At 59.1% G+C, this 15,032-nt stretch carries 16 protein-coding genes; 11 read left to right on the top strand and 5 right to left on the bottom strand.

What is annotated here, in order from left to right; genetic code table 11:
• Nucleotides 1-2: 2 nt before the first annotated feature.
• From LRO94_RS11980 to LRO94_RS12015, 8 genes are all read left to right on the top strand, one after another.
• Complete coding sequence (locus tag LRO94_RS11980; RefSeq protein WP_099602658.1) at nt 3-1,013, top strand: Gfo/Idh/MocA family protein; 1,011 nt, start codon at nt 3-5, stop codon at nt 1,011-1,013.
• A 135-nt stretch (nt 1,014-1,148) separates the two neighbouring features.
• The gene (locus LRO94_RS11985) at nt 1,149-2,177 is read left to right on the top strand and encodes a Gfo/Idh/MocA family protein (protein ID WP_179179164.1); all 1,029 of its coding nucleotides are present in this window, start codon (nt 1,149-1,151) and stop codon (nt 2,175-2,177) included.
• Between the two features lie 128 nt (nt 2,178-2,305).
• The gene (locus LRO94_RS11990; protein ID WP_163033238.1) at nt 2,306-2,482 is read left to right on the top strand and encodes a hypothetical protein; all 177 of its coding nucleotides are present in this window, start codon (nt 2,306-2,308) and stop codon (nt 2,480-2,482) included.
• 48 nt (nt 2,483-2,530) lie between these two features.
• A complete protein-coding gene (locus tag LRO94_RS11995; RefSeq protein ID WP_122754346.1) occupies nt 2,531-3,466 on the top strand; it encodes a sugar ABC transporter substrate-binding protein in 936 nt (311 codons plus the stop codon).
• Nucleotides 3,467-3,531: 65 nt separating this feature from the next.
• A complete protein-coding gene (locus tag LRO94_RS12000; RefSeq protein WP_032885787.1) occupies nt 3,532-5,085 on the top strand; it encodes a sugar ABC transporter ATP-binding protein in 1,554 nt (517 codons plus the stop codon).
• Between the two features lie 58 nt (nt 5,086-5,143).
• Nucleotides 5,144-6,166 carry an ABC transporter permease gene (locus tag LRO94_RS12005; protein ID WP_032885788.1) on the top strand — a complete coding sequence of 341 codons (1,023 nt, stop codon included), beginning with the start codon at nt 5,144-5,146 and terminating at the stop codon, nt 6,164-6,166.
• 381 nt (nt 6,167-6,547) lie between these two features.
• A complete protein-coding gene (locus LRO94_RS12010; RefSeq protein ID WP_010564800.1) occupies nt 6,548-6,952 on the top strand; it encodes a TraR/DksA family transcriptional regulator in 405 nt (134 codons plus the stop codon).
• A gap of 546 nt (nt 6,953-7,498) precedes the next feature.
• Nucleotides 7,499-8,731, top strand: coding sequence for a methyl-accepting chemotaxis protein (locus LRO94_RS12015; RefSeq protein ID WP_371260699.1), 1,233 nt, complete (start codon nt 7,499-7,501; stop codon nt 8,729-8,731).
• 57 nt (nt 8,732-8,788) lie between these two features.
• On the opposite strand, the gene LRO94_RS12020 is transcribed toward LRO94_RS12015, so the two are convergent.
• The 3 genes from LRO94_RS12020 to LRO94_RS12030 all read right to left on the bottom strand — a co-directional run bounded on the left by LRO94_RS12020 (nt 8,789) and on the right by LRO94_RS12030 (nt 9,709).
• Nucleotides 8,789-9,025, bottom strand: a complete 237-nt coding sequence (locus LRO94_RS12020) for a DUF2789 domain-containing protein (RefSeq protein ID WP_032885790.1) — start codon at nt 9,023-9,025, stop codon at nt 8,789-8,791.
• 72 nt (nt 9,026-9,097) lie between these two features.
• Entirely contained in the window at nt 9,098-9,328 is a 231-nt protein-coding gene (locus LRO94_RS12025) for a hypothetical protein (RefSeq protein ID WP_032885791.1), read from the bottom strand.
• Between the two features lie 114 nt (nt 9,329-9,442).
• Nucleotides 9,443-9,709, bottom strand: a complete 267-nt coding sequence (locus LRO94_RS12030) for a hypothetical protein (RefSeq protein WP_163033237.1) — start codon at nt 9,707-9,709, stop codon at nt 9,443-9,445.
• 420 nt (nt 9,710-10,129) lie between these two features.
• Between LRO94_RS12030 and LRO94_RS12035 the strand changes: the two genes are divergently transcribed.
• The gene (locus tag LRO94_RS12035) at nt 10,130-10,579 is read left to right on the top strand and encodes a hypothetical protein (protein ID WP_032885792.1); all 450 of its coding nucleotides are present in this window, start codon (nt 10,130-10,132) and stop codon (nt 10,577-10,579) included.
• A gap of 132 nt (nt 10,580-10,711) precedes the next feature.
• Complete coding sequence (locus LRO94_RS12040) at nt 10,712-11,713, top strand: ABC transporter substrate-binding protein (protein WP_179179162.1); 1,002 nt, start codon at nt 10,712-10,714, stop codon at nt 11,711-11,713.
• A 68-nt stretch (nt 11,714-11,781) separates the two neighbouring features.
• Here the strand turns inward: LRO94_RS12040 and LRO94_RS12045 are convergent, their stop codons facing one another.
• Both LRO94_RS12045 and LRO94_RS12050 read right to left on the bottom strand, forming a co-directional pair.
• Entirely contained in the window at nt 11,782-13,908 is a 2,127-nt protein-coding gene (locus LRO94_RS12045) for a TonB-dependent receptor (RefSeq protein WP_179179161.1), read from the bottom strand.
• A gap of 95 nt (nt 13,909-14,003) precedes the next feature.
• The gene (locus tag LRO94_RS12050; RefSeq protein WP_095185943.1) at nt 14,004-14,393 is read right to left on the bottom strand and encodes a DUF2946 domain-containing protein; all 390 of its coding nucleotides are present in this window, start codon (nt 14,391-14,393) and stop codon (nt 14,004-14,006) included.
• A gap of 91 nt (nt 14,394-14,484) precedes the next feature.
• On the opposite strand from LRO94_RS12050, the gene LRO94_RS12055 reads away from it, so the two are divergent.
• Nucleotides 14,485-14,922, top strand: a complete 438-nt coding sequence (locus LRO94_RS12055) for a DUF3995 domain-containing protein (protein ID WP_032885797.1) — start codon at nt 14,485-14,487, stop codon at nt 14,920-14,922.
• Nucleotides 14,923-15,032: the final 110 nt, after the last annotated feature.

A 15,032-nucleotide genomic window follows, 5' to 3' on the forward strand; every position in this document is an offset into this window, starting at 1 on the left:
GTATGTCTTTGAAGCTTGGAGTGATCGGTACCGGCGCCATTGGCCGCGACCATATTCGTCGTTGCAGCCAGACCTTGCTCAACAGCCAGGTGGTGGCGGTGACCGATATCAACCTTGAGCAGGCCGCCAAGGTGGTTGCGGAGTTGAAGCTGGACGCCGAGGTGTATCCGGACGGTCACGCGCTGATCAACTCGCCGCAGGTGGAAGCGGTGCTGGTGACCTCGTGGGGCCCGAGCCATGAAGAATTCGTGCTCGCGGCCATCGCCGCCGGCAAGCCGGTGTTCTGTGAAAAGCCCCTGGCGGTGACTGCCGAAGGCTGCCGCAAGATCGTCGAGGCCGAAGTGGCCTACGGCAAGCGCCTGGTGCAGGTGGGCTTCATGCGCCCGTATGACGAAGGCTATCGCGCCCTCAAGGCCGTGATCGACAGCGGCCAGATCGGCGAGCCGTTGATGCTGCATTGCGCGCACCGCAACCCGACGGTGGGTGAGAACTACAAGACTGATATGGCGATCACCGACACCCTGATCCACGAGTTGGACGTGCTGCGCTGGTTGCTCAACGACGACTACGTATCAGTGCAAGTGGTGTTCCCGCGCAAGACCAGCAAGGCCTTGGCCCACCTGCGTGACCCGCAGATCGTGCTGCTGGAAACCGCCAAGGGCACCCGTATCGATGTGGAAGTGTTTGTGAACTGCCAGTACGGCTACGACATCCAGTGCGAAGTGGTAGGGGAGACCGGCATCGCCAAATTGCCGGAGCCTTCACAAGTGCAATTGCGCAGCGGTGCCAAACTGTCGAACGCAATTTTGATGGACTGGAAGGACCGTTTTATCGGTGCCTATGACGTGGAGTTGCAGGCCTTCATTGATAGCGTGCGCGCTGGGCAGGTCGGTGGGCCGTCGGCGTGGGATGGGTTTGCGGCGGCGGTGGCAGCGGATGCGTGTATTGAGGCGCAGGGCAGTGAGCAGATTGTGAAGGTGAGCTTGCCGGATCGTCCGCACTTCTACGGCTAACACTCGGTCAATGTGGGAGGGGGCTTGCCCCCGATAGCGGTGGGTCAGCAATAAATTTGTTTCTGATCCACCGCTGTCGGGGGCAAGCCCCCTCCCACAGTTGATTGGGTTTCCAATTCAACTCAGGAGTTGATCATGCGAATCGGACTAGTCGGCTACGGCCACGGAGGGCGCTTTTTTCATGCGCCGCTGATTGCGACTTTGCCGGGTGCGACGTTTGTCGGCGTGGTGACGCGCTCACTAGAGCGGCGCCAGCAATTAAGTACTGATCTTCCAGGTGTGAAGGCCTTTGACAGCATTGGCCAGATCGTCGAAGCCGGTGTCGATGCGCTGGTCATTTCCACCACCCTCAAGGGCCGCCCGGCGCTGGTGCTGGAAGCCATCGAACACGGTGTGGCGGTGGTCAGCGACAAACCCTTTGCCGCCAACGCCGAACAGGCCCAGGCGCTGATCACCGCTGCCGAACGCCATGAGGTGTTGCTCAGCGTCTATCAGAACCGGCGCTGGGACTCGGATTACCTGACCTTGCGCAAGCTCATCGACGCCGGTGCGCTGGGCACCATCACTCGTTTCGAATCCCGCGTGGAACGCTTCAGCCCTCAAGCGGTGGGCAATGCCAGTGGCGGGGGTTGGCTGCGTGATCTGGGCAGTCATCTGGTGGACCAGGCGCTGCAATTGTTTGGCCCGGTGGACCGGGTGTTCGCACAATTGCACTACACCGCCGAACACCCCAGCGTCGACCACGGTTTCTTCATCTCCCTGACCCATGCCAACGGAGTTATTTCCCATCTGTGGGGCAACGCCCTGCAAAACAGCCAGGCCCCGCGCTTTCGGGTGAGTGGCACCTTGGGTTGTTACACGGTGGACGGGCTGGATGGCCAGGAAGAAGCGTTGATGGCGGGCAAATCGCCGAAAACCGAAGGCGAGCACTGGGGCGCCGAGGAGCACCGCCGCTGGGGCTGGTTTGAGCAAGGTGATGAGCGTGAACGGGTGCCTTCAGAAAAGGGCTGCTGGACGCAGTTTTACCGGCAACTGCAAGCGGCCGTGCAAGGGCAGGGACCCTTGCCGGTAGACGCCTATGACGCGCTGGAAACCACCCGTATATTGGACGCCGCACGCCTGAGCGCCGAGCGTCAGCAGGTGGTTTCAACAAAAATAGAATAAAATTCTAAAACAGGTTGATATGGAAATTATTTTCCAATAAAGTCTTTTCCAGGTTGCATAAAGTACGTCTTGGGCTCGACCCCGGCGACTCAACAAAAACAAGATCAAAAACAACCAGGTACCGTCAGATGAAAATCTTCAACGCTGTACTGCGAGTTTTACGCCCTGCCCACACGCCCCGCGGTCTGCCCCGCGCCCGGCCGTTCTACTTCTCCTTCCTTAATGTGCTGTGCGTCGAAAACCAAGGCGCGCTGGTCTGCTGCATTCCTGGCGCCCCGGTCGTTCGACTGCCCGCCGAGCTCTGATAAACGCAACGTCCAAAAAACCAACAAGAAAGTGGAGACAGACCGTTCATGAAGACCCCGATCCGTTTTACCGCGCTGGCTTTATCCATGATGCTGGCCAGCGGTTTTGCCAGCGCCGCCGACATCAAGGTCGGCGTGAGCATGTCCGCGTTCGATGACACCTTCCTCACTTACCTGCGCGAAGACATGGATAAGCAAGCCAAGTCCTATCCCAAGGGCGACGGCGTGCAGTTGCAGTTCGAAGACGCCCGCGCCGATGTGGTCAAGCAACTGAGCCAGGTCGAGAACTTTATCAGTCAGAAAGTCGACGCCATCATCGTCAACCCGGTCGACACGGCTTCCACCAAAAACATCATCAACGCCGCGACCAAGGCGGGCATCCCGCTGGTGTTCGTCAACCGCCGTCCGGACCAGAAAGACCTGCCCAAGGACGTAGTGGCCGTGACCTCCGATGACGTCGAGGCCGGCAAGCTGCAAATGCAGTACATCGCTGAAAAACTCGGCGGCAAGGGCAAGATCGTGATCCTGCTGGGCGACCTGGCGAACAACTCCACCACCAATCGCACCAAGGGCGTGAAGGAAGTGTTGGCCAAGTACCCGGACATCAAGATCGAACAGGAACAGACCGGTATCTGGCTGCGGGACAAAGGCATGACCCTGGTCAACGACTGGCTGACCCAAGGCCGCGAGTTCAATGCTGTGTTGGCCAACAACGATGAGATGGCGATCGGCGCATCCATGGCCTTGAAATCGGCTGGCAAGGAAAAAGGCAGTGTGCTGATCGCCGGGGTCGACGGTACGCCGGACGGCTTGAATGCGATCACCAAGGGTGACATGGCCGCCTCCGCGTTCCAGGACGCCAAGGGCCAGGCCGTGGGCTCGGTGGAAGCGGCGCGCAAGATGGCCAAGAAAGAGCCGGTCGAGCAGAACGTGATCATCCCGTTCCAACTGATCACTCCGGAAAACGTCGCCAAGTTCAAGTAGCCCAGACATAACAACAATGAACCGGCAGGGCGGTCGTGCCCGCCCTGCTGATGGAGTACCTCCCTATGCTCGCTCAAGCCGTTGTCTCGCAGCCTCCCGGTATCCAGCCGCTGGCGCAGGAAGAACCCTACCTGCTGGAAATCGTCAACATCAGCAAAGGCTTTCCCGGCGTCGTCGCCTTGGCCGACGTACAACTGCGTGTGCGCCCCGGCACGGTGCTGGCGCTGATGGGCGAGAACGGTGCGGGTAAATCGACCTTGATGAAAATCATCGCCGGTATCTATCAGCCGGATGCTGGCGAAATCCGTCTGCGCGGCAAGCCCATCGTCTTTGAAACACCCCTGGCGGCCCAGAAAGCCGGGATCGCGATGATCCACCAGGAACTCAACCTGATGCCCCATATGAGCATCGCCGAAAACATCTGGATCGGCCGCGAGCAGCTCAACAGCCTGCACATGGTCAACCACCGCGAAATGCACCGCTGCACCGCCGAGTTGCTGGCGCGCCTGCGCATCAACCTGGACCCCGAGGAACACGTGGGTAACCTGAGCATCGCCGAACGGCAGATGGTCGAGATTGCCAAGGCCGTGTCCTACGACTCCGACATCCTGATCATGGATGAGCCGACTTCGGCCATTACCGAAAAGGAAGTGGCCCACCTGTTTTCGATCATTGCCGACCTCAAGTCGCAGGGCAAAGGCATCGTCTACATCACGCACAAAATGAACGAAGTGTTTGCCATCGCCGATGAAGTGGCGGTGTTCCGCGACGGCCATTACATCGGCCTGCAACGTGCCGACAGCATGAACAGTGACAGCTTGATCTCGATGATGGTGGGGCGCGAGCTGAGCCAGCTGTTCCCGGTGCGCGAGACGCCTATCGGCGAGTTGCTGATGTCGGTGCGCGACTTGACCCTGGATGGCGTGTTCAAGGACGTCTCCTTCGACCTGCATGCTGGCGAGATCCTCGGTATTGCCGGGTTGATGGGCTCGGGCCGTACCAACGTGGCGGAAACCATCTTTGGCATCACCCCAAGCAGCAGCGGGCAGATCACCCTGGATGGCGCGCCGGTACGCATTACCGATCCGCACATGGCCATCGAGAAAGGCTTTGCGCTGCTGACTGAGGACCGCAAGCTCAGCGGCCTGTTCCCGTGCCTGTCGGTGCTGGAAAACATGGAGATGGCGGTACTGCCGCACTATTCGGGTAACGGTTTTATCCAGCAGAAAGCCCTGCGTGCGCTGTGCGAAGACATGTGCAAGAAGCTGCGGGTGAAAACCCCGTCTCTTGAGCAGTGCATCGACACCTTATCCGGTGGCAATCAGCAGAAAGCCTTGCTCGCCCGGTGGTTGATGACCAATCCGCGGTTGCTGATCCTGGATGAGCCGACCCGAGGCATCGACGTCGGTGCCAAGGCCGAGATTTATCGCCTGATCTCCTTCCTCGCCAGCGAAGGCATGGCGGTGATCATGATTTCCTCGGAGCTGCCTGAAGTGCTGGGCATGAGCGACCGGGTGATGGTGATGCACGAGGGTGAACTGATGGGCACCCTGGACCGTGCGGATGCGACCCAGGAAAAAGTCATGCAGTTGGCCTCCGGTATGACCGTAGTCCACTGACGAACAGCCGTGCGGGCCTGCGGTTGGCCCGCACCATAGAATAAGAAGGTGATTGGCTATGAACGCGATAACAGACAACAAGCCTGCCACGGCACCGGTCAAGAACCGGCGGCGACTGCCCACCGAGCTGAGTATCTTCTTGGTGCTGATCGGCATCGGGCTGGTGTTTGAGTTGTTCGGCTGGATCGTGCGTGACCAGAGCTTTTTGATGAACTCCCAGCGGCTGGTGCTGATGATTCTGCAAGTATCGATCATCGGCCTGCTGGCCATCGGGGTGACGCAGGTAATCATCACCACGGGGATCGACCTGTCTTCGGGCTCGGTGCTGGCGCTGTCGGCGATGATTGCCGCCAGTTTGGCTCAGACTTCTGACTTTTCCCGGGCGGTGTTCCCGTCGCTGACCGATCTGCCCGTGTGGATTCCGGTGGCGATGGGGCTGGGTGTGGGGCTGCTGGCAGGGGCGATCAACGGCAGCATCATTGCTGTCACCGGTATCCCGCCGTTTATCGCGACACTGGGCATGATGGTTTCGGCCCGTGGTCTGGCGCGTTATTACACGGAAGGCCAGCCGGTGAGCATGCTCTCGGACTCGTACACGGCTATTGGTCATGGCGCGATGCCGGTGATCATCTTCCTGGTGGTGGCGGTAATCTTCCATATCGCCCTGCGCTACACCAAGTACGGCAAGTACACCTACGCCATCGGCGGCAACATGCAGGCGGCGCGGACCTCGGGGATCAACGTCAAGCGTCACCTGATCATCGTCTACAGCATCGCCGGCCTCCTGGCAGGCCTGGCAGGTGTGGTGGCTTCGGCACGCGCCGCCACGGGGCAGGCGGGCATGGGCATGTCTTATGAGCTGGACGCGATTGCGGCAGCGGTCATCGGCGGCACCAGCCTGGCGGGCGGGGTAGGGCGTATTACCGGTACGGTGATCGGCGCGCTTATCCTTGGGGTGATGGCCAGCGGGTTTACCTTTGTGGGGGTGGATGCGTATATCCAGGACATCATCAAAGGCTTGATCATCGTGGTGGCGGTGGTGATCGACCAGTACCGCAACAAACGCAAACTCAAACGCTGACGCGGTACAAACTGTGGGAGGTGCGGTGCGACGATTTGACTGAGGGCAAGTCGAATCGTCGCACCGCACCTCCCACATTTAATCATCAACAGTCTGTTTCAACCGTTTGTCTTCTATATAGCTCCACAACACTGAATTTCTTGCTATAAACGCACTCCGATAACCATTCGCCAAGCCCGTCCTGGTGCCTTTTGGGGTTGTATCGGTAAAAATGCCTGTCTTTTCAGTTGCTGCGCCCTCAAGTCGGCCTTAGACTGCCGCCCCTCGTAAATTGAGTGCCGGGTGGCGCTTGGAATGGATGGCGCCCTTCCGAGACCTGCAGAGGTCGGCCGGAACGCTCCCTTATTCGCCTTAATGCACGTATTTTTTATAGAGAAATCAATGACAAAGGAAAAGTTGCTGGCCATGCCGGCGGATGACTACATGAATGCCGAACAGCACGCTTTTTTTGAGCAATTGCTGCAAGACATGAAAGTGGAGCACCACGAGCGCATTGAACAGAACCGTATCGCCATTGAAAGCCTGGACACTCCGGCTGACCCGGCCGACGCCGCTTCCGTTGAAGAAGAGCGCACCTGGCTGGTAAACGCCATCGACCGCGACCAGCGCATGCTGCCGCAGCTTGAGCGTGCACTGGAACGCATCAAGGAAGATTCCTTTGGCTGGTGCGATGACAGCGGTGAGCCTATCGGCCTCAAGCGCCTGTTGATCAGCCCGACCACCAAGTACTGCATCGAAGCGCAAGAGCGCCACGAGCAGATCGACAAGCATCAGCGCCAAGCCTGATGCGGTGAAGCTGGGGGCCGCCCGCGCGGTTCCCCAGAGAAAGACCCCCGTTACGCCCGTCTATTGATCTGCTGCAGCCCACCCCACTAAAGGCCCATGGATAATGGCCCGATAGTGGCGTTAAATGCAGACACAATAACGACAAGCAGTGGGGTAATGAAGATGGCTGGAGACGGAACTCTGATGGGCGCAGCAGTGCCACCCCAAGCGGTGGTGCGCGTGTTGCCCGGCTGGTTGATGCCGCTCTTGCAGAGCACTGCCCTGGTGCTGGTACTGCTGGGCCTTGCTTATGCCAGCCTGCCGTTGTACCTCTGCCTGCCACTGGCCTTGCTGGTCATCTGGTTGCCCCGCCTGAAAAGTCCCAAGCCTGTGATCGAGCAGTCTGCCGCCATCGATGCGATAGGCGAGCTGACCCGCGACCTGTCCTATACCACCAGCCATAACGCACTGTCCGCCGCCGGAGTGGCCTATTCGGTCAAGCAGCTGGCTGCGCGCGTGCAATCGCAATTGAGCGCCGCCAAGCAGATTGTCAGCAGTGCCGAAGTGATGATCGGCACCGAAAAAGTCACTTCCCAACTGAGCCGCGAGGCTTTGGATGCTGCCAGCCAAGCCCATCAGCGCAGCACTGAAGGTCGTGAAGTTCTGGCCCAGTCGATCATCCGCATGCACCAGCTCAGCCAGCGTGCCAATGCCAGCCGCGAGTTGATCGAGGCCTTGAGCCAGCGCAGCGAAGAAATCCAGCGCGTCACCCTGGTGATCCAGTCCATCGCCAGCCAGACCAACCTGCTGGCGCTTAACGCCGCCATTGAAGCGGCGCGGGCGGGCGAGCATGGGCGCGGGTTTGCCGTGGTGGCGGACGAAGTGCGTGGCCTGGCCGGTCGTACGGCCACCGCCACCGATGAAGTTGGGTTGATGGTGGCGGACATCCAGCAGCGCACGGCTCAGGTGGTGGAGCAGATTCGCCAGTTGTCGGCGGACTTGCACACCGGTGTCGAGCAGGTGGAGCAGGCTGGCGAACAACTGCACAGCATCGCCAGCCTGGCGGCGGATGTGGAAGGGCAGGTCAATGAGATCGCCCAGGGCGCCGACACCAACCGCGCCCAGCTCGACAGTTTGTTCCACGCCGTTGAACAGATGCGCAGCGACCTGGATATAAGCGACCAGCAAACCCGCCAATTGGCCGACGCCGCTGTGCAAATGGAAGGGCAGGCGGAAACCATCAGCGAGCGCCTCGCCGAGGTCGGGCTCGATGACTATCACCAGCGTGTCTACGACCTGGCGCGGGAGGGGGCTGGCCGCATTGCCGAGCAGTTCGAGGCGGATGTGCAGCAAAACCGCATCAGCCTGGACGACCTGTTCGACCGCAGCTACACGCTGATCCCCAAAACCAGCCCGAGCAAGTACCACACGCGGTTCGACGGTTATACCGACCAGGTGTTGCCGGCGATTCAGGAAGCGCTGCTGCCACGTCACGAAGGGTTAGTGTTTGCGATTGCCTGCACGCCCCAAGGCTATGTGCCGACCCACAACAACGCGTTTTCCCAGGCGCTGACCGGTGATACCCAAGTAGACGCGGTGCAGAATCGCACCAAGCGCAAGTTCGACGACCGCACCGGGATTCGTTGCGGCAGCCATCAACAAGCGGTGTTGTTGCAGACCTACACCCGCGATACCGGCGAGTTGATGCACGATTTGTCGGTACCTATCATGGTCCGTGGGCGGCATTGGGGTGGCTTGCGTCTGGGCTATAAGCCGGAGGCGGCGAAGGCTGTGCGTTAGGCACGGTTACAGGTAGGGCAAGCGCCTGCGAGCCGCAGGCCGCCTGCGTCGAGTGGGTTACTGCGGTTGATGCAGGCGCTGGTTGAGCTCATCTACGGGGATGGCCCAGTCAGCGTCTTCACGCAGTTCTTCCTTCAGAAACTGAGCCTGTTGCGGCGTCCAGAACGGTGCGTCGATCAACTTCACGTCGTCACTCAGCGGGTGCGCGACAATGAAGGCGTCGATGGCTTGCGGCGACGAGTCCAGGCCCAGTTGTTCGAATAACGTTTCGAGTGTAGGTATTGGCGCGTCCATATCGGTCTCCCTGCAGGTTTCTAGATGGTTATGCATGGGAGGCTTGTGGCGCGGTAGAGTTCGATCGGATTGTCAGGAGGTCAGCGCGCCTGAATCCACCGCAGTCTTGAGCGCCTGGGCGGATTCTTTTCCAGCGATGGCGGCGGAATCCAGCGTCTTGAACCAACGGTCCTTTTCCACCTGATGCGTGGTGACAGTGGTCAACGGTGGCTTGGCGCGCATCACGATCACTGCTTGAAACTCACCGTCTACTTCCCTTGCGTCGCCGTGGATGAAAAATTCGCCAATATCAAATTCCGTCACGTATAGCCTTCCCTTCGAGGTAACCAACTGCACTGATGAAACCTGACCCGAACGGGGCCAATTTCAATGGACAGGCCAGTATGGCAGTTGTTGAGGGGTGGCGGCGCAGTAAAGTCATCCGGGTGACGAAACGATCCCCCCGAGCAGGGAGGCCTCCAGCCGCTTGGCCAGTTCACAGGCCTCGATGTGGTCGCTGCGAAAGCCTTTGATCCTGCCGCTGGTCACTTCGCGGATATGAAAGAAGTTTCTTCCGGCGGGTACTACTTGGTAAAGAACTGATTGAGGGTACCCGTTGGGGCTGTGCAAGCAGTAGTATGGATGTTCGTCCTGCCATGATGAACGAGTGCTGGAAGGCATAGCGTTGTATTGGCGTCGTTGCATGGTCAGCTCCTGTCGATCGATCTTTGTTGACCCAGCAGCAGCGTTACAGGTGGTTTTAACCTGTGTTGCTGTTTTAGTATTGTCGTCGGCAGTTGGCGTCTGGTTCCACGCCGAGGCGTTTTTTGTTTTTATACGCTGTCGGAAACTGCGTTTTTAATAGTGTTATTTTCTGAAGCGGGTCGACCAGTATTCTCTGGTTATTGAACCTGTGATCTCCTGCGATTCGCGATGACCTTGCATGAGGCCCATCGTGTGCGTCTGCACTAGTCTCCTGGAGCGCAGCCGCGAGATTTTCTTCAGTTTTTTCTATGATTGTGTTGTGTGATCGAGCCGAGATGGCCGTTTTTTTGTGCTGCCCGCTCTGGCGGACAGCGCTCTTTTCGATGTGGGGGCGTTTCCTTGGCAGTCAGTAATCTGGATATGCACGCGTTGTTCGTGCTGGGTGATTTGCGCGCAAAGTTGGTCAAACAGTTTCAATCCCGTTTCGTTTACATCACTGAGCAGACGCCGGAAGGCATCTACATCGCCGAAATAGACACGGAAGCGGCGATGGTCGTAGATGACAAGCCGCGCTTGGAACTCAAGGTGGGTGACCATTTTCGTGCCGCGGTATTGCCCAGTCGCGAAGGTGGCAAGTTCGAACTCAAGTTCCGCGATATCAAGTTGACGGTGTATGGCCTGGGCGACTATGCCTTTGTGTCGACGGCCGAAGGTCACGGCATCGTCTTCAAGGAAGGCCATAGCGTGATGCTGGTGTTTGCGGCCAATGAACAACTGCAGGAAGGCCTGACCAAAACCCTCAAAGCCGTGACCGGCAAGGCCGCCAAATGGCGCAAGGGTGAGCTGGTAACGTTCAAGGCCAGCGAATAGCCAACAAATACTGCGAACATCTCCTATCTCCCGGAACCTCTACTACAGTTGAGTTGACTTAACTATTCAGAGGCTTCGCGCATAGCAGCAAAGCCGTCCGCTGTTTGCTGCGATATCGCGAGGTGCAAGGGCATGAAAGGATTGAGAACGCTGTTGGCTGCGTCGTTTACGGCCCTGAGTCTGTCTGTCTCGGCCGCGCAGGCGCCGGTACACTTTGCCGACCTGAACTGGGAAAGCGGCAGCCTGATCACCGAAATACTGCGGGTGATTGTCGAGAAGGGTTACGACCTGCCCACCGACACCTTGCCCGGTACCACTATTACGCTGGAAACCGCCCTGGCCAAGAACGACATTCAGGTCATCGGCGAAGAGTGGGCAGGGCGCAGCCCGGTGTGGGTGAAGGCCGAGGCCGAAGGCAAGGTTGTCGGCCTGGGCGATACGGTCAAAGGTGCCACCGAGGGTTGGTGGGTGCCGGAATACGTGGTCAAGGGCGATCCCGCCAAAGGCATCAAGCCTCTGGCACCGGACCTTAAAAGCGTAAAAGACCTGGCTCGTTACAAGGACGTGTTCAAAGACCCGGAATCCCCAGGCAAAGGACGCTTCCTTAACAGCCCCATCGGCTGGACCTCGGAAGTGGTCAACAAGCAGAAGCTCAAGGCCTATGGCCTTGACGACAGTTATGTGAACTTTCGCAGTGGTTCGGGGGCGGCACTGGATGCCGAAATTGCCTCGTCGATCCGCCGTGGCAAGCCGGTGCTGTTCTACTACTGGTCGCCGACGCCCTTGATGGGCCGCTATAAGTTGATCCAGCTGGAAGAACCACCGTTCGATGCCGAGGCCTGGAAAACGCTGACGGATGCGGATAATCCTGATCCGAAGCCTACGCGGTCTTTGGCGTCCAAGTTGAGCATCGGTGTGTCTAACCCGTTTCAGAAGGAACACCCGCAGATTGCGGCGTTTTTCGAGAAGGTCGAGTTTCCGATTCAGCCGCTGAACAAAGCCTTGGCGACCATGAGCGAGAACCACACACCGCCACGTGACGTGGCTCAGGCGTTTATGAAAGAACACCCTGAAGTGTGGAAGGCTTGGTTGACGGAGGATGTGGCGGGGAAAGTTGAAGCCAGCCTGAAATGATCCGTAATGTGGGAGGGAGCAAGCCGAATCGTCGCACCGCACCTCCCACATTGTGAACACGTTGCTGTTTAGAACTTGGTTTGCACCGCCACTTCAAAGGTCCTCGGCGAACCGAGGTAGTAAGCCGGCGATACATGCGCAAACTCGGCATACACCTCATTGGTCAAGTTGCGCACCCGCCCAGTCACCGACGTGTGCGCATCCACGTTGTAGCGCAGGAACGTCCCGAACAGGGTGTAGGCAGGGACGGTCATCGTGTTGGCATTATCTGCGTACACCTCGGCGACATACCGCGCATCGACGCCGCCTTGCCAGTCCTCGGCGAAATCATAAGTCATCCACACATTCCCCACGCGCTTGGGCACGTTGGTCGGCGTATTGCCTTTACGCGAAACCACTGCGCCGCTGGCGATTTTCTCGTTGAACTCGTCGTACTCCGCATCCACCCAGGCGAAGTTGCCCTCTGCCAGAAGCTTTGGTGTGATGCGCAGCGAACTCGCCAGCTCGATGCCCTTGGACGACTGCGCGCCTACCGGGATGCTGGTGGTCGGGTCCTGTGGGTCGGTGACGGCAAAATCCTTGCGCTCAATCCTGTAGGCGGCCACGGTCGCCGAGCCACGCCCATCCAAGTAGTCAAACTTGCTGCCCACTTCCCACTGCTTGCCGGTCGAGACGTCGAACACCTGAGTGGTGGTAGTGGGCTGCTCGGCGGCGGTGCTGTATTGCACGTAGACATTGGCAGAGGGGATGAACTGGTACGTCAGGCCCACGCGGCCTGTCACCGGCTCCCAACGGCGCTTGAAGTGCCGTGGGTTAGTAGCCGTGACAACGCGGTGGTTGGTCACATCCAGATCGATGGCGTCGTAACGCAGGCCGCTGAGCAGCGAGAGTTTATCGGTTAGGCCCAGTCGGTTTTCCACGAACAGTGCTTTGGTGGTGACTTCATTAGTCTTGTCCTTACCGAACTTTTCCTGGGTTCGCGGGATGTCGTAGAAGTGCCCGGGATTGAAGTCGTTTGGATCCACCGTGCTGTTACCCGGCATATTCCAGGGCGTGCTGGTGGTGCTGTTGACCTTGTACTCAAAGCCGCCGGACCAAGTGGTCGACAGGCCGAACAGGCTGTCGTCATGGCGCAGCTCGAACTGGTTGCCGTTCTGTTCGCCTTGATGGCGCACTTGGTAGGCTGTGGACCGGTTCACCGCGCTGTTATTGGTGGTGTACTGGTAGGTCTCCAGGTTGCGGTAGTCGCGCTGGCTGTCGAGGTGGTAGAGGGTGTTTTTCAGCGTGGTGCTGTCGTTGATCCGGTAGTCGATGATCGAGCGTACCCACAGCGTGCGCTGTTCATAACGACCGTCTGCCACGTTGTAGTTGTTGAAGCGGTTGTGTGTGTCGATCTTCAGCTCGCCGGCCTTGGGGTTGAGCACCGGTGTACCCCAATACGGGCTGTCTTCGTGTTCATCCTGATACTCCAGGGCCAGGGTGTGTGACAGGTCGGGAGTGAGGTCACTGAGCAGGGAAAACGCCAGGCTCCAGGCATCGCGCTGAGCGCGGTCGATGTAGCTGTGATTGGTATTGCGGCTGACATCCAGGCGCGCATAGTGCTGCACCTCGGCACCCGGTTCGGTCAACGCTTGGTTCACGCCAAAAGCCATGCCCGCCGTGTCGTAGCTGCCATAGGTCAGTTGGCCTTCGGCGGCTTGATCCTCACGGGTCGCCAACTTGGTGACGTAGTTCAGTGAGCCGCCCACGGAGCCAGCGCCGTTGATCAAGGAGGAGGGGCCGCCGACCAGTTCCACCCGGTCATAGATCCACGCATCCACGGGACGCGCCAGGCCGGTGGCGACGTTGATCCCATTGAACATTTGGGTGATCTGGCTGCTGGTAAATCCACGATAAGACACAAACCCACCGAAACCCGGCGGTGCGCTGGCGTTGACGCCGGGCAGGGTGTTGGCTGCATCGCGGAAGGTCTTGGCGCCATGACGCTCGATATCGTTGCGATTGGCTATGGCCACCGACGCCGGGGTTTCCCGCACGCTCAATCCCAAGCGCGAAGCCACGCCGCTGGACTGATCCAGGGACAGGCCAGGCTCGGCAGTTGATTCTCCATCAATGGTGGTCGGGGCCAGCTCAATGGCCCAGGCGCAGACAGGCAGGCAGCCGAACAGGCCCGCCAACAGGGGTAAATGTTTCATAGTTGAATCCTGAAAAACTTGGCTTGAAAGCAATGCACAGCCGTCCGTATCTCCTTGGAAAAACGGTGGCCGGTGCAGATCGGAAAGCGAAGGGATCAGGCGAAGGCAGGAGGCGCGCGCGGGTTAGCCGCGGGCCAGGTGAAGCGAGCAGGGATGTCGGCGGCCAGCACAATGGCCGGCGGTGGCGCATGGGGTTGCGGCAACACCGCCACATTCAGGCTGGAACTGAGCGCCGGTCCCATCCCGCCGGAGGAGCACAGCGGACAACCAAACGCCTTGGACAGCGTGGGCAGGTTCTCATCGGTGGAATTGGACGGCTGGGGCGCCTGGGTACGCGGGTCCACGGTACAGAACTGACCGCCGATGCCATTGAGCTGCATCCCCACCATCTGCCCATGACCAATACTGCAGACGAACACATTGAACAGGACGCAGCAATACAGCATCCAGGCAATGAGCGAGCGGTCGGCACGGGCGAATTTCATGGGGCGGCACTTTAGCATCAGCTGCCGACGAAATGCCTGCAAAAAATCTCTGGGCGACTATCCTGTTTCGCACCTTTAAGGAGAGCCAGCCATGAGCTTTGTCATCGCGCGGTGGATTGTCGGCATTTTTACCTGCATCAGCATGGTCCACCTGTACTGGGCGGCGGGAGGCAAACTCGGCAGCCTCGCCGCCATCCCCCAACTCCCCGGCGAATTCGCCAGCGGGCCACGCCCGGCGTTTAAACCGTCGGCATTGGGCACTTTTCTGGTGGCGATGGGGCTGGTGGCGATTGCGCTGCTCGTGTGTCTTCGGGCTGGGCTTTATTTCTCGCCAGTGTCCCATGGGGCATTGCAGTGGGGGATCAGCGCGATTGCCTTGGTGATGTTTGCCAGGGCGATTGGGGACTCGGAGTTGGTCGGGTTTTTCAAGAAAGTCAGTGGGTCGCGGTTTGCGAGTATGGACACGTGGTTTTATTCGCCTTTGTGCCTGGCGTTGGGGGTAGGGTTGTTGGTGGTGGCGTGGGGGTGATGGACGGATCGCTTTTTTCAGATCCCTGGATCATGGCTGGATGAAGTACTAGTTTTGAACCAGAGGAATTCGTGGGAGCCCACCCATGTCCTGGCAGAGGGCTACACAAA

This window comes from Pseudomonas sivasensis (genome assembly GCF_021391435.1).
Classification (GTDB): Bacteria; Pseudomonadota; Gammaproteobacteria; order Pseudomonadales; family Pseudomonadaceae; genus Aquipseudomonas; species Aquipseudomonas sivasensis.

Coding starts and splice junctions, on each gene's coding strand:
- LRO94_RS11980 (WP_099602658.1), top strand. CDS start 3: ATGTCTTTGAAGCTTGGAGTGATCGGTACCGGCGCCATTGGCCGCGAC.
- LRO94_RS11985 (WP_179179164.1), top strand. CDS start 1,149: ATGCGAATCGGACTAGTCGGCTACGGCCACGGAGGGCGCTTTTTTCAT.
- LRO94_RS11990 (WP_163033238.1), top strand. CDS start 2,306: ATGAAAATCTTCAACGCTGTACTGCGAGTTTTACGCCCTGCCCACACG.
- LRO94_RS11995 (WP_122754346.1), top strand. CDS start 2,531: ATGAAGACCCCGATCCGTTTTACCGCGCTGGCTTTATCCATGATGCTG.
- LRO94_RS12000 (WP_032885787.1), top strand. CDS start 3,532: ATGCTCGCTCAAGCCGTTGTCTCGCAGCCTCCCGGTATCCAGCCGCTG.
- LRO94_RS12005 (WP_032885788.1), top strand. CDS start 5,144: ATGAACGCGATAACAGACAACAAGCCTGCCACGGCACCGGTCAAGAAC.
- LRO94_RS12010 (WP_010564800.1), top strand. CDS start 6,548: ATGACAAAGGAAAAGTTGCTGGCCATGCCGGCGGATGACTACATGAAT.
- LRO94_RS12015 (WP_371260699.1), top strand. CDS start 7,499: ATGATCGGCACCGAAAAAGTCACTTCCCAACTGAGCCGCGAGGCTTTG.
- LRO94_RS12020 (WP_032885790.1), bottom strand. CDS start 9,025: ATGGACGCGCCAATACCTACACTCGAAACGTTATTCGAACAACTGGGC.
- LRO94_RS12030 (WP_163033237.1), bottom strand. CDS start 9,709: ATGCAACGACGCCAATACAACGCTATGCCTTCCAGCACTCGTTCATCA.
- LRO94_RS12035 (WP_032885792.1), top strand. CDS start 10,130: ATGCACGCGTTGTTCGTGCTGGGTGATTTGCGCGCAAAGTTGGTCAAA.
- LRO94_RS12040 (WP_179179162.1), top strand. CDS start 10,712: ATGAAAGGATTGAGAACGCTGTTGGCTGCGTCGTTTACGGCCCTGAGT.
- LRO94_RS12045 (WP_179179161.1), bottom strand. CDS start 13,908: ATGAAACATTTACCCCTGTTGGCGGGCCTGTTCGGCTGCCTGCCTGTC.
- LRO94_RS12050 (WP_095185943.1), bottom strand. CDS start 14,393: ATGAAATTCGCCCGTGCCGACCGCTCGCTCATTGCCTGGATGCTGTAT.
- LRO94_RS12055 (WP_032885797.1), top strand. CDS start 14,485: ATGAGCTTTGTCATCGCGCGGTGGATTGTCGGCATTTTTACCTGCATC.